At 69.1% G+C, this 13,110-nt stretch carries 8 protein-coding genes; 2 read left to right on the top strand and 6 right to left on the bottom strand.

Annotation, left to right across the window (positions count from 1 at the left end; translation table 11 throughout):
- Positions 1 to 61: 61 nt before the first annotated feature.
- Positions 62 to 706, bottom strand: a complete 645-nt coding sequence (gene nth, locus ACWMMN_RS12340) for an endonuclease III (protein ID WP_042976184.1) — start codon at positions 704 to 706, stop codon at positions 62 to 64.
- Positions 703 to 1,731: an electron transport complex subunit RsxB gene (gene rsxB, locus ACWMMN_RS12335; protein ID WP_486422696.1), complete on the bottom strand. Its 1,029-nt coding sequence runs from the start codon at positions 1,729 to 1,731 to the stop codon at positions 703 to 705. The genes nth and rsxB overlap by 4 nt, the downstream gene beginning before the upstream one ends.
- Positions 1,732 to 1,887: 156 nt before the next feature.
- Here rsxB and ACWMMN_RS12330 point away from each other — a divergent pair, with 156 nt between their 5' ends.
- Positions 1,888 to 2,520 carry a TetR/AcrR family transcriptional regulator gene (locus tag ACWMMN_RS12330; RefSeq protein ID WP_059233539.1) on the top strand — a complete coding sequence of 211 codons (633 nt, stop codon included), beginning with the start codon at positions 1,888 to 1,890 and terminating at the stop codon, positions 2,518 to 2,520.
- Between the two features lie 81 nt (positions 2,521 to 2,601).
- Here ACWMMN_RS12330 and ACWMMN_RS12325 read toward each other — a convergent pair whose 3' ends face one another.
- Both ACWMMN_RS12325 and ACWMMN_RS12320 read right to left on the bottom strand, forming a co-directional pair.
- Positions 2,602 to 4,083 (bottom strand): polyhydroxyalkanoate depolymerase, encoded by a 1,482-nt coding sequence (locus ACWMMN_RS12325; RefSeq protein WP_256085114.1) that lies wholly within the window; start codon positions 4,081 to 4,083, stop codon positions 2,602 to 2,604.
- Between the two features lie 223 nt (positions 4,084 to 4,306).
- A complete protein-coding gene (locus tag ACWMMN_RS12320; RefSeq protein ID WP_174992917.1) occupies positions 4,307 to 6,136 on the bottom strand; it encodes a glycoside hydrolase family 15 protein in 1,830 nt (609 codons plus the stop codon).
- 165 nt (positions 6,137 to 6,301) lie between these two features.
- On the opposite strand from ACWMMN_RS12320, the gene ACWMMN_RS12315 reads away from it, so the two are divergent.
- The gene (locus tag ACWMMN_RS12315) at positions 6,302 to 7,546 is read left to right on the top strand and encodes a lactonase family protein (RefSeq protein WP_155627119.1); all 1,245 of its coding nucleotides are present in this window, start codon (positions 6,302 to 6,304) and stop codon (positions 7,544 to 7,546) included.
- Between the two features lie 111 nt (positions 7,547 to 7,657).
- Here ACWMMN_RS12315 and ACWMMN_RS12310 read toward each other — a convergent pair whose 3' ends face one another.
- Positions 7,658 to 10,915: a DNA translocase FtsK gene (locus ACWMMN_RS12310; RefSeq protein ID WP_486423228.1), complete on the bottom strand. Its 3,258-nt coding sequence runs from the start codon at positions 10,913 to 10,915 to the stop codon at positions 7,658 to 7,660.
- Positions 10,916 to 12,390: 1,475 nt separating this feature from the next.
- Entirely contained in the window at positions 12,391 to 12,936 is a 546-nt protein-coding gene (locus tag ACWMMN_RS12305; RefSeq protein ID WP_059233544.1) for an META domain-containing protein, read from the bottom strand.
- Between the last annotated feature and the right edge of the window lie 174 nt (positions 12,937 to 13,110).

Genomic DNA, 13,110 nt, shown 5'->3' with positions numbered 1-13,110 from the left:
GATCCGGCCGTGCGGACGCGGTTCGATCGGCCGGCACGGCGCGTGTGCTCGCGCCTGACGCTTACTCGTTGGGCGGCGGCGTCTTCGGCCGGAATTCGCACAGCGGCTCGATCGCGCAATGCCAGCATTCGGGCTTGCGGGCCTTGCACACGTAGCGCCCGTGCAGGATCAGCCAGTGATGCGCGTCCTGCAGGAATTCCTTCGGCGTGAACTTCTCGAGCGCGGCCTCGACGGCCCGCACGTCCTTGCCCGGTGCGAGCCCCGTGCGGTTCGCGACGCGGAAGATATGCGTGTCGACCGCGATCGTCGGCTGGCCGAACGCGGTGTTCAGCACGACGTTCGCGGTTTTGCGGCCGACGCCCGGCAAGCCTTCGAGCGCTTCGCGATCGGCCGGCACCTCGCCGTCGTAACGGTCGAGCAGGATCCGGCAGGTGGCGACCACGTTCTTCGCCTTGGTGCGGTAGAGGCCGATCGTCTTGATGTACTCGGTGACGCCTTCCTCGCCAAGCGCGACGATTTGCCGCGGGGTGTTCGCGACCGGGAACATCTTCCGCATCGCCTTGTTGACCGACACGTCGGTCGCCTGCGCGGACAGCATCACGGCGATCAGCAACTCGAACGGCGTCGAGTACTCGAGCTCGGTGGTCGGATGCGGATTGAGGCTCTGCAGCGTTTCGTAGATCGCGCGTCGTTTGCTGGCGTTCATGGAGCGTTCTGGTCGGGCGGCGCGGACGGGCCGCCGGGGTCGTCGTTGCCTGCGTCGTTCGCTTGATCGCTGCCGCCTGCATCGGCGGCTTCGGCGTCGCGCTGCGCCTGCTGTTCGGCGAGCCGCTTGCGGCGGCCCTCCGCCGCGTCGATCTGTGCCTGGACGGCCGCGCTCACGCCTTCGGTGTTCTTCGGCCCGGCGCCTTGTCCGGACAACTCTTCCTTCTTCTTGCGCGCGCGCTCGAGCGCGGCGGCGATGATCGCGCGTTTCTTCGCGTCGGCGTCGTCAGCGGCGGGTGCGGCGGCGGGTGCGGCGGCGGGTGCGGCGGCGGGTGCGTCAGGCTGCGCCGCAGGTTGTTCCGCGGCCGGCTTTGCGGCGCTGGCCGCGCGTCGTGCGGCGGCGCGCGCTTCGGCGGCATCGCGTTCGCGGCGCTGGCGGGCGAGCCGCAGGTCATGGTGCTCGCGCGCGGCATCGGCCTGTTCCTGCGACCACGCATCCCAGCCCGTGCGATCGCCGGTCACCGGCAGCATCGCGATACAGTCGACCGGGCAGGGTGGCACGCACAGGTCGCAGCCCGTGCACTGCGCTTCGATGATCGTGTGCATCTGCTTCGGCGCGCCGACGATCGCGTCGACCGGGCATGCCTGCAGGCACAGCGTGCAGCCGATGCACAGGCTTTCGTCGATGAAGGCGACCGCGCGCGGATGCTCGCTGCCGTTGACGGGATTCAGCGGAATCACCGGCTTGCCGAGCAGGCCCGCGAGGCGCGCGATGCCTTCGGCGCCGCCGGGCGGGCACTGGTTGTAGTTCGCGTCGCCGGCGGCGATCGCCTCGGCGTACGGACGGCAGCCGTTATAGCCGCACTTCGTGCATTGCGTCTGGGGAAGCAGATCTTCGATGCGATCCGCGAGTGTTTTGGAGTCGGTCACGGTAACAACGGGCGCAGCGGCGCCGAATGGCTCTCGGCCGCGTCGGGCGCAGCCGGAAAGGTTTGCCAAAGCTCGATTATCACCGATTTCCCGCATTGCGCTGGACGCCGTCTGTGCGCATAATCGAACCGCTTTTTTGCAGGGGCTCAGCAGGAGGGCGGCCGCACGCGGCGCGCCCGTTCCAGGGCGGCCGGCGCCAAGGCGGTGGGGGTGCCGGTCCGGATCAAGCGGCTCACATAGCAAAACGCCACCATGAATCAGCCAAAAATCAAAAGAGATCCTGAAGGTACGCGCCGTCGCATCCTGATGGCGGCAGCCGAAGAGTTCGCGAGTGGAGGGCTGTTCGGCGCACGCGTCGACCAGATCGCGCGCCGGGCCGAAACGAACGAGCGCATGCTCTATTACTACTTCGGCAGCAAGGAGCAGCTCTTTACGGCCGTGCTCGAACATGCGTTTTCCGCGCTGACCGAGGCCGAGCGCGTGCTCGAGCTCGACGGCGTCGCGCCGGTCGAAGCCGTCACGCGGCTCGCGCATTTCGTTTGGGACTACTACCGCGACCATCCGGAGCTGCTCAGGCTCATCAACAACGAGAACCTGCACGAAGCGCGCTACCTGCACAAGTCGACGCGGATCCGCGAGATGATGTCGCCGATCGTCGCGAAGCTCGGCAACGTGCTGACGCGCGGCCAGAAGGCCGGGCTGTTCCGCAGCGACGTCGATCCGCTGCGCTTCTACGTGACGCTGTCGGGGCTCGGCTACTACATCGTGTCGAACCGCTTCACGCTTGCCGCGACGCTCGGCCGCGACTTCACCGACACCGACGAGCGCGCGGAGATGGTCCGGATGAACACCGAGGTACTGCTCGCGTATCTGCTGCGGCGCTGACGCGCCGCCGAATGGCCGCCGGATGTGAAAACGCCGCCGTGCACAGGCAACGGCGGCGTTTTTTCGTCGGAACGCGGTGCGTCAGGCCGCCTTGCGCGCGCGAACGGTTTTTGCGCGCGGGGTGCTGGCTGCACGCTTCGCGGCCGGCGCGGCCTTGGCGGGGGCGACGGCTGCGGCGGCCTTGGCCGGCGCCTTCGCGCGCGTGCGCTTCGCTACCGTGGCGCGCGTCGCTTCGGTCGGTGCGTTGGCGGCCGGCACGGCCGCGAGCGTCGTGGCCGCCGGCGCGTCCGGGTGATCCTTCGTCGCGCCGTGCTTCGGCTCCGGCGCATGTTCGCGGATGAAATCGCGCAACTGCGGGTAGATGATCGTGCGCCAGCGGCGGCCCGAGAAGATCCCGTAGTGGCCGCACTTCTCGGCGGTCAGGCTGCGGCGATCGTCTTGCGGGATGCCCGTGCACAGCTCGTGCGCGACGTGCGTCTGGCCGCTGCCCGAGATGTCGTCGAGTTCGCCCTCGATCGTCATCAGCGCGGTGTGCTTGATGTCCTGCGGCCGCACACGCTCGCCTTCGACATCCCACGTGCCCTCCGCGAGCCGGAATTCCTGGAACACGACGCGGATCGTCTCGAGGTAATACTCGGCGGCCATGTCGAGCACCGCGTTGTACTCGTCGTAGAACTGGCGGTGCGCTTCGGCGTCTTCCTCGTCGCCGCGCAGCAGGCTCTGGTAGAAATCCCAATGCGATTGCGCGTGCCGTTCCGGGTTCATCGCGACGAAGCCCGTGTGCTGCAGGAAGCCCGGATACACCTGGCGGCCTTCGCCCGGATAGTTCGCGGGCACCGTGTGAATCACGTTGTTCTCGAACCACGCGGTCGAGTGCTGCGTCGCGAGCGAGTTCACCGACGTCGGGCTGCGGCGCGCGTCGATCGGGCCGCCCATCATCGTCATCGTGAGCGGCGTATCCTCGCCGCGGCTCGCCATCAGCGAGATCGCCGCGAGCACCGGCACCGTGGGCTGGCATACCGAGATCACGTGCAGGTTGCGCGCGCCGATGTGGCGGATGAATTCCTGGATGTACGCGATGTAGTCGTGCAGGTGGAACGGGCCCGTCTCGACCGGCACCATCCGTGCGTCGATCCAGTCGGTGATGTAGACCTTGTGATCCTGCAGCAGCGTGCGCACCGTGTCGCGCAGCAGCGTCGAGTGGTGGCCCGACAGCGGCGCGCAGACCAGCACGACCGGCTCGTCCTTCAGTTGCGTGACCGCCTCGGCGTCGTCCGAGTAGCGCTTGAAACGCAGCAGCCGGCAGAACGGCTTTTCGACGATCGTCTGCTCGACGATCGGGATGTTGTGGCCGTCCTTGACGATCTGATGAATGTTGAATTCGGGCTTCTCGTAATCCTTGCCGAGCCGGTACATCAGTTCGTACGCGGCGGCCATGCGGGTCGCGCCGGGCATCAGCGAGAACGGGCTGGACGGATTGGCGAACGATTTGGACGCGGCCTGGGCCCAGGCCGTCAGCGGGCTCAGCATGGCGCGCTGGAATTCGTGCAGTTGGTAAAGCATGCAGGCTACTCCCGCGTGGGGGACGGTGCGCAAGGGCGGCGTGGGGCGTCGCGGCGTGCCGTATGGGTCAGCGGCCGGCCATGTTGCAGTGCGGCCGGACAATCGCGTCGATCATATCGGACAACGATGGGTGGTGCAATGCAACATTTCCCCGATTTTTCATCAAAATTTTGCGATTTGACGATCTCTGACCAAGCCGCCCGCGCCCCCGTTCAGCCCCCTGTCAACGCCCCGTCGCCACGGCCGGCGCGGGCTGGCCGGCTGCCCGAGCCATCGCCTCCTCGTGGTGCATCAGGTTCATCGCGGTATGCACGAGCGCCACGTGGGAGAACGCCTGCGGGAAGTTCCCGACGAGCCGTCCGGCGACCGGGTCGTACTCCTCCGCGAGCAGCCCGAGGTCGTTCGACAGCGCGAGCAGCCGGCTGAACAGCCGGTGCGCGTCGTCGATCCGGCCGAGCAGCGCGTAGTTGTCGACCAGCCAGAAGCTGCACGCGAGAAACGTGCCTTCGCCGGGCGGCAGGCCGTCGTCGTAATCGGTCGTGCGGTAGCGCATCACGAGCCCGTCATGCAGCAATTCGCGCTCGATCGCCTCGACCGTGCCGACGATGCGCGGGTCTTCCGGCGGCAGGAAGCCGAGCAGCGGCATCAGCAGCACGCTCGCGTCGAGCTCGTCGCTGCCGTAGCTCTGCGCGAACGCCTGCTTGCCCTCGTGCCACGCGTTGGCGCAGACGTCGGCATGGATCTGCTCGCGCAGCGCGCGCCAGCGGTCGAGCGAGCCGGGCAGCCGGAACATTTCCGCCGACTTGATCGCACGGTCGAACGCGACCCACGCCATCACCTTCGAGAACGTGAAATGGAGGCGGCCGCCGCGCGTTTCCCAGATGCCTTCGTCGGGTTCCTGCCAGATCTTCTCGAGATGGTCGAGCAGCGCGCACTGCACGGACCAGACTGTGTCGTCGGCCTGCAGGCCGCCCACGCGTGCAAGGTGCAGTGCAGCCATCACCTCGCCGAATACGTCGAGCTGGAGCTGGTTCGCGGCGCCGTTGCCGACGCGCACCGGCTTCGAGTCCTGGTAGCCGGGCAGCCAGTCGAGCTCCATTTCCGGCAGCCGGCGCTCGCCGGCGATCCCGTACATGATCTGGATCTGCTCGGGCGAACCGGCCATCACGCGGCCGAGCCACGTGCGCCAGGCGCGCGCCTCGTCGTAGTAGCCGCCGCGCATCAGCGCGAGCAGCGTGATCGTCGCGTCGCGCAGCCAGCAGAAGCGGTAGTCCCAGTTGCGGTTGCCGCCGATCTTCTCGGGCAGCGACGTGGTCGGCGCCGCGACGATGCCGCCGGTCGGCTCGTACGCGAGCGCCTTCAGCGTGATCAGCGAACGGCGCACGGCCGCCGCGTAGCGGCCCTGCACCTGGCAGCGGCCCGACCATTCGAGCCAGTAGTTCTCGGTGCGCGCGAGCATCGACAGCGGATCGCGCGCGGGCGGCAGCCGCATGTGCGACGCCGCGTAGCTGAGCGAGAACGGCACGCGCTCGTCGGCGCTGACCGTGAATTCCGCGAGCGTATGGAGGTTCTTGCCGGTGAGCGGCACCGGCGTGCGCAGCACGACGGTGTCGGGGCCGGCGATCGCCTTCATGCCGTCCTCGCGGGCCAGTTGCGTGACCCACGGGATCGAGAAGCCGTAGTCGAAGCGCAACACGAGTTCCATGCGCATCTTCATCGTGCCGTGGCGGCCGACGACGATCCGTACCAGCTCGGACCAGCCGTTGCCGGGCGGCATGAAGTCGATCACGGTGACGGCGCCGTCGGCGCTTTCGTAATCGGTTTCGAGAATCAGCGTGTCGCCGCGATAGCGGCGCGTGGTGTGCGTGATCGCGGCGTCGGCAGCGGGAGCGAGCAGCCAGCGGCCGTGCTCGGGGGTGCCGAGAAGCGCCGCGAAGCAGGCGCCCGAATCGAAGCGGGGCCAGCACAGCCAGTCGACGGAGCCGTCTTTCGAGATCAGCGCGGCCGTGTGGCCGTCGCCGACGAGGGCGTAGTCTTCGATCAGGGCGGGCATGGGCAGGCGATCCTTGGGTATTCGAGTTCACAATGCGGACGGCGGCGCCCGGGCTTCACGCCCGGGCGTCGCGCCCCGTATACTCGGCCGGGCGGCGGAGCGCATGAACGGCCGGCGTTTCGTCCTATCTCAACACTTGAAGCGACTCGATGCAAGGAGGATTCAATGCCCAACCGTTTACGCGAGCGTGACGCACGCGCTTCGACACGAGGGTTCCCGCTTAGGCTCGCTCACTGGATGAAAGGTTTCGCGATCGTGCTCTCCCTGTCCGCGACCCACGCATTTGCGCAGCAATCGCCCGCACCGGCCGACGGCGTCTACAACCTGCTGGTCGGCACCTATACCGGCGGCGGCAGCGACGGCATCTATGTTTACCGCTTCGATACTAAAAACGGCAGCGTTGCGCCGGTATCGTCGGCGAAGACCGTCAACCCGTCGTACCTGTTGCCGAGCCGCGACGGTCGCACCGTCTACGCGGTCAACGAACTGCCCGGCGACGACGGGCCGGCGTCGCAGCGCGGCGGCGTCAGCGCGTTCCGCTTCGACGCGAAGACGGGTGCGCTGAGCTTCATCGACCGCGTGTCGTCGGAAGGGAACGATCCTTGCTATCTCGCGCTGTCGCCGGACGGCAAGTACCTCGTGACGGCCAACTACTCGGTCGCGAAGGATCCGGGCGGCAGCTTCGCGGTGTTTCCGCTGCGTGACGACGGCGCGGTTGGCCAGGCCGTGCTGACCGTGCACCACGAAGGTACGGGGCCCGTGAAAGGCCGCCAGGACGGCGCGCACGTGCATTCGACGGTGTTTTCGCCGGACGGCCGCTACCTGTTCGTGCAGGATCTCGGCGCGGACAAGATCTACGGCTACCGCTACACGGTGGACGGCAGCCGCGGGCTGATCAGCCCGACCGACACGCGCTACACGCCGGTGAAGGCCGGCTCGGGCCCGCGTCACATGGTGTTCAGCGCCGACGGCCGGTTCGCGTACGTGACGAGCGAGCTCAATGCGTCGGTCGAGGTGTTCGGCTATCACGACGGCAAGCTGACGCCGGTCGAGACGGTATCGATGACGGCGCCGGGCTTCAAGGGCAAGGTCGGCGGCGGCGCGATCCACCTGTCGCCGGACGGCCGCTTTCTGTACGCAAGCAACCGCGGCGATGCGAACGACCTCGTGATCTACGCGGTGAACAAGGCCGACGGCCGGCTCAAGCAGGTCGGCCGCCAGTCGAGCCTCGGCAAGACGCCGCGCGAGTTCCTGATCGATCCGACCGGCAAGTGGCTGATCGTCGGCAACCAGGACAGCGACACGTTCTACGTGTTCAGCCGCGATGTCGAAACGGGGCAGCTCGGCGCGAATCCGCAGAAGGTTGCGGTCGGCAAGCCGGTCGACTTCAAGCTGGTGCCGGTGCAGTAAAGGCCAAAGCCGCAAATGAAAAGGGCGCTGCCGATGCAGCGCCCTTTTTTTCGGGGCGCCGGTGTCCCGGTGCGCCCGTATCGATCGACGGCGGCTGCCCGGCCGCCGCGCTCAGTCGGCCGCGGCCGGCACGAGCACCTCGCGGCTGCCGTTGACGCCCATCGCCGACACGAGCCCGGCCGCTTCCATCTGCTCGACGAGGCGTGCCGCGCGGTTGTAGCCGATGCGCAGTTGCCGCTGCACCGACGAGATCGACGCGCGCCGCGTGCGCACGACGAACGCGACGGCTTCGTCGTACAGCGGATCGGCTTCCGCGTCCGGCGCTTCGCCGAACAGGTCCTGCGTCGCGCCGTCGGCGGCCGGGCCGTCAAGGATGCCTTCCTCGTACTGCGGCTCGCCGAACTGCTTCAGGTACTCGACGATCCGGTGCACTTCCTCGTCGGCGACGAACGCGCCGTGCACGCGCTGCGGATAGCCGGTGCCCGGCGGCAGGAACAGCATGTCGCCCATCCCGAGCAGCGACTCGGCGCCCATCTGGTCGAGGATCGTGCGCGAGTCGATCTTCGACGACACCTGGAACGCGACGCGCGTCGGGATGTTCGCCTTGATCAGACCCGTGATCACGTCGACGGACGGACGCTGCGTCGCAAGGATCAGGTGGATGCCGGCCGCACGCGCCTTCTGCGCGAGGCGCGCGATCAGCTCCTCGATCTTCTTGCCGGCGACCATCATCAGGTCGGCCAGCTCGTCGATCACGACGACGATCAGCGGCAGTTTCGACAGCGGTTCGGGATCCTCGGGCGTCAGCGAGAACGGATTGCCGATCTTCTTTTCCTTCGCTTCCGCGTCGCGGATCTTCTGGTTGAAGCCCGCGAGGTTGCGCACGCCGACGGCCGACATCAGCCGGTAGCGCTTCTCCATCTCGCCGACGCACCAGTTCAGCGCGTTCGCCGCGAGCTTCATGTCCGTGACGACCGGCGCGAGCAGGTGCGGGATGCCTTCGTAGACCGACAGCTCCAGCATCTTCGGGTCGATCATGATGAGCCGCACGTCTTCCGGCGTCGCCTTGTACAGCAGCGACAGGATCATCGCGTTGATCGCGACCGACTTGCCCGACCCCGTCGTGCCGGCGACGAGCATGTGCGGCGCCTTCGCGAGATCGGTGACGACCGGGTGGCCCGTGATGTCCTTGCCCATCGCGATCGTCAGTTGCGATTGAGAATGCTGGTACTCGCGCGACGCGAGGATTTCCGACAGGCGGATCATCTGGCGCTTCGCGTTCGGCAGTTCGAGGCCCATGCAGGTCTTGCCGGGAATCGTCTCGACGACGCGGACCGACGTGAGGCCGAGGCCGCGCGACAGATCCTTCATCAGCCCGACGATCTGGCTGCCGCGCACGCCGAGCGCGGGCTCGATCTCGAAGCGCGTGATCACGGGGCCGGCCGATGCGCCGACGACCGTCACCGGGACCTTGAATTCCTGCAGCCGCTGTTCGATCACCTGGGCGGTTTGCGCGAGATGTTCCTCGGTGATCGTTTCGACGTCGTCGGACGCCGGTTCGAGCAGGTCGAGCGTCGGCAGTTCGACGCTGAACGTCGCCGGTGCGTGGAATTCGAACGCGTTCGGGCGCGGCTGGCGCGCGGGGGTGTCGGGGGGCGCGGTATCGGCAATCGCAGGCGCGGCCGGTTCGCTTGCGCCGATCGGCGCGGAAGCGATGGCCGCCGGCGGCATGGACAGGTTCGCGCCGGGGACGATTGCTGCCGGCTGCGGCGCCACGGTCGATGCGGCCGCCGGCGTGACGGACAGGTCATTCGACACGGACCAGCTTGCCGACGATGCGGCAGGGGCGGGCGATGTCGTGAACGCCGGGGTCGCGGTTGCGGCGGGCGCGGACGCGATCGACGGAGCCTGCGTGGCGGCTGCCGCACCGATGGACACCAGCGATCCGAGCGCGGCGGCAGGCGAGCCTGCGACCGGGTGGGCAGGCGTCGCTGCGGCGGTGGTCGTCGAAGCGATCGTGCCGAAGGACGTCGACATCGGCAGCGACGTCGCGGCGGGGGCGGCAGGCGGTACGGACAGGCTGATTGCCGGCTGCGGAGCGGCAGCGCCGGAGGTGCCGAATGCGGTGCCGGCCGACGGGGTTGCCGTGTCGGGCGACAGCGTCGATGCAGGCACCGAAGAGGGGGCGATAACCGGTGCGGACGTGAAGGTCGCGGGCGTCGCGGCAGCGGGCGCCGGCGTGGCGGACGTCTGCAGGGGCGAGCCGAACGTCGGTCCCGATGCGCTGCTCGTCGATGGCGTCACGGCGGGCGCATCGGTCGATGCGGGCGTCGAAGCGCGCGGAAGCGAACCGTAGGTCATGCCCGTGACGCTGGCCGGTGCGGTCGATACGGCGGAAGCAACGTGCGATACCGATGCGGCCGGTTGCGACGGCGAAGCGGAGGCCGTGCCGGTCGCACCGACCGGTGAAACGGCTGCGGAGACGGGCGCGATGCTCGATGCGGCGACCGGCGCCCGGGCCGTCGAGCCGGTGGCCGTGCCTCCCAGCGGCGAGGCAGCGGCGGCCGAGGCCGTCGATGCTGCGGCAAACGGCTGAACTGCCGGCGATTGCGGCAGTCCGGCCGAGGCGGCCGTATGCGTCGTTGCAGGTTGTACCGTCGGCGGGGGCGGCGGCGCCCAATGTGTGGCGGTCGTGGTGCCTTGGGCAATGGCCGACAGCGGTGCCTCGCGTTCCGCCTCGACCGGCTTGAGGGCTTCCAGTGCGGGGCTCGTTGCAGCCGGTGCGGACGTGGCCGCAACCGGCGTGGTTCCGGAAAGCGCGTGCGCCGATGCGCCGGCGATCGACGAAGAGGGCAGGGCAGCGAACGGAGCAAGGCTGCCGGCGGGTTTCACGCCGGTCAGCGGATCGGCGACGTCCTGCGGCCTGGGATCGATCGCAGGAGCCGGTCGCGCGTTGTGCGTGTCGTCGATATCGACGGACGCAGCCGGGTTGCTTGCCGCGAAGTCGCGAACCGCGTCACCTTGCGGTTGTGCGAAGGCGGCATTGACGGGCTTCGATCCCGCCGCGTCCAGCGGCGACTCGGCGATCGGATGCGCGACTGGTACGTCGAGCGCGGCGAAAACCGGCGGGCGGGCGACGTCTTCCCACGGCGCGAGGTCGATCGGTGCATCGAACGACGGCGCGGGTGTGATCCCGGATGCGTGTGCGGCGGGCGCATCGTCGACGTGACGGATCGCGTCGCCCGCGCGATGCGGGAACACGGCATCGTCGATGCCGGTATCCGGCACTGCGTGCCGTGCGGCGTCGTCGAATGCCGAGGTGCCCGAATCGACAACGGGAGCGTGCGCGATACCGGATTCTGCCGGCATGAATGCGTCGAGCACGATCGGTGCGTGGTCGTCGTAGGCGGGCGCTGCATCGTGTTCGAGCGGAACGCCGGCGTCATGGGCTGCGATGCCGTGCGCCGCGGAGGCGAACGCGTTCGACACGGCTGCCGACGCGGGCGCGGCCACGCTGCCGGCTGCCGCGGCGATACCCGCCACGGTTGCGGCTGCCGCCGCCGCGTGTGTGCCATCGGCCGACTGCGCGCTACCGATCGTCGCCCATTGCGCGGTGCTGGCCTCGATCGAGCGCAGCGTGTCGTGAACGCTCGGTGCCGGCGTGATCGGTGCGGCGGGCTTTTCCGTCCACGCATAGAGCGGCGCGCGCGCCGGTTGTGGCGGCGACGGGCGGCGGCGTGCCGCGTCCGGCGGCTGGCTGGCGGCGGCCGTGCCCGTGGCCGGGCGCACCGGCGGACGCGGCGGTTGCGCACCGGCAACCGGCCGGGGCGTGACCGAGGTGCGCGGAGCAGTCTGCTTCAGCGCAGCCGTGGCTGCCGGTCGCGCGGCGGTCGGCCGCGGCCGGACGGGTTCGAATCCGGCAGGAAGCGGGGCCGGGTCGGGGCGCGGCACCTGCGCGTTCGCCGCCGCGCGCGCGAGGCTGGCGGTGCTGCCGGTCGTGGGCGGCGGCATCGCGCTGGCCGGGATCGGCGCGGGTGGCGCCACCGGCGTGCGCTGGGGTGCGGTCGGCTTCAGCCAGCCCGATGGCGCGACGGGTTCCGCAAGCGGACGCTGCGGCGTCTTGCTACGTGGCTTCGGCCGCGCCTGCGGGTCGGGTTTCCACAGCGTCGGGCGCGAATAACGGCCGTTCTGGCGCGGCGCCATCGAGTTGACGGTGTGCGCGGTGGTCGGTTGCACGATGTCGTCGTCGCGATGCAGCGTGCTGCGCGGCAGGTCGGCGATCCCACGCACGTCGTCGTCGCCGCCGTCGCGCGACAGCTTGACGCCGAACGACGTGTCGACCCATGCGGCGAACTGCCGCCAGCCGATACCGGTCAGCCAGGGCAGCCCGGCGAAGAACAGCACGACCATCGCGACCGGCGTGCCGATCGGCCCGAGCACGTGGGCGAAGCCGGCCGAGAACGCATGGCCGAGCGCATTCGTGTCGGGACCCGACAGCGGGCTCGTCAGCGTGCAGCTTGCGGCGAATACCGCGGCGAAGCCGAGCCACAGGCGGATCGAGCCGCGGCCGGCGAGCCCGCCGCCGCCGGGCAGCATCGCCTGTACGAGACGCCAGAAGAGAAGGAGGAACCAGACGGCGGAGATGCCGAACCAGCCGAAGACAACCGTGTGCATGCTTTGAAACAGGAGTGGGGAGGGGCGCGCGAGGCGCGACCCGCCGAGTTTAACCGGCCGGCGAACAAGATTCTCGGGCGGCGTGAATTCGTTTCACGCCGTGCGGCATGTGCGTCCGGCACATGCGCGCGACGCGAAGGCGGTCGGCCGGCCTTCGCGTGCGCGATGCATCAGGGGCTCCGGTGCGTGAAGGTCAGCGTGGCGCCGGCGTTGGTCACGATCTGCAGTTGCTGCGGCTCGCGCATCTGCACGCCGGTCTTGTCGACGTGCGCAAGCGCGTCGAGGTACGCGTGCTCGAGCTGGCCGCCGAGCGTGTTCGGGCACGCCATCCGCGTGCCGGCGAGCGGGCCGAAGCTCAGCAAGCCGTTCTTGATTGCGTAGGTGCCCATGTAGCGGTTGCAGCCCGAGAACCCGCTGGCGCGCCGGATGCCCGATTCGGTCGACAGCGCGAGCTTGATCGGCTCGCCGTTGTCGCCGTGCGGGATCGCACGTTGCGAGCCGTCGGCGTTCACCCAGCTGGTGAGCTCCCAGCTGGTGTCGTCGAGCAGCTGGACGGCGGCCGGGTTGTACGGGTCGGGCGCGGGGGCGGCGGAATCGGGATGGGTCGGCATCGCGCAGGCGGCGAGAAGCGTGGCAAGCGTCAACGCGCAGAACGGCGCGCGCAACGGGCGAAGCAGGCCGGTGCGCGCGCGTGCGGCTGCGGACAGGTGGGACATGAGCCTCGTTCCTCATCGGATTCTGATCAAGGCGTAAGAGTAACGCACCCGCCCCGCGGCAGGCGAGCCGACACTTCGCGGATGAAAACGTTCGCAGCCCGTCCACAAGCCGCGAGCGGCCGGGCGCCGGCGCGCCGAAACGCCCAAAACCGGCGCGATCGCACGTGTTAACAT

It is taken from the genome of Burkholderia cepacia complex sp. TUM26381, from assembly GCF_057439935.1.
Note: the sequence above shows the minus strand (reverse complement) of the source record. Positions and strands in the feature narration are given on the sequence as shown.

Bases quoted from the DNA above. Each gene is read 5' to 3' on its own strand.
- rsxB (WP_486422696.1), bottom strand. From the start codon at position 1,731: ATGCGGGAAATCGGTGATAATCGAGCTTTGGCAAACCTTTCCGGCTGC.
- ACWMMN_RS12320 (WP_174992917.1), bottom strand. From the start codon at position 6,136: ATGCCCGCCCTGATCGAAGACTACGCCCTCGTCGGCGACGGCCACACG.
- nth (WP_042976184.1), bottom strand. From the start codon at position 706: ATGAACGCCAGCAAACGACGCGCGATCTACGAAACGCTGCAGAGCCTC.
- ACWMMN_RS12310 (WP_486423228.1), bottom strand. From the start codon at position 10,915: ATGCCGGCAGAATCCGGTATCGCGCACGCTCCCGTTGTCGATTCGGGC.
- ACWMMN_RS12325 (WP_256085114.1), bottom strand. From the start codon at position 4,083: ATGCTTTACCAACTGCACGAATTCCAGCGCGCCATGCTGAGCCCGCTG.
- ACWMMN_RS12330 (WP_059233539.1), top strand. From the start codon at position 1,888: ATGAATCAGCCAAAAATCAAAAGAGATCCTGAAGGTACGCGCCGTCGC.
- ACWMMN_RS12305 (WP_059233544.1), bottom strand. From the start codon at position 12,936: ATGTCCCACCTGTCCGCAGCCGCACGCGCGCGCACCGGCCTGCTTCGC.
- ACWMMN_RS12315 (WP_155627119.1), top strand. From the start codon at position 6,302: ATGCCCAACCGTTTACGCGAGCGTGACGCACGCGCTTCGACACGAGGG.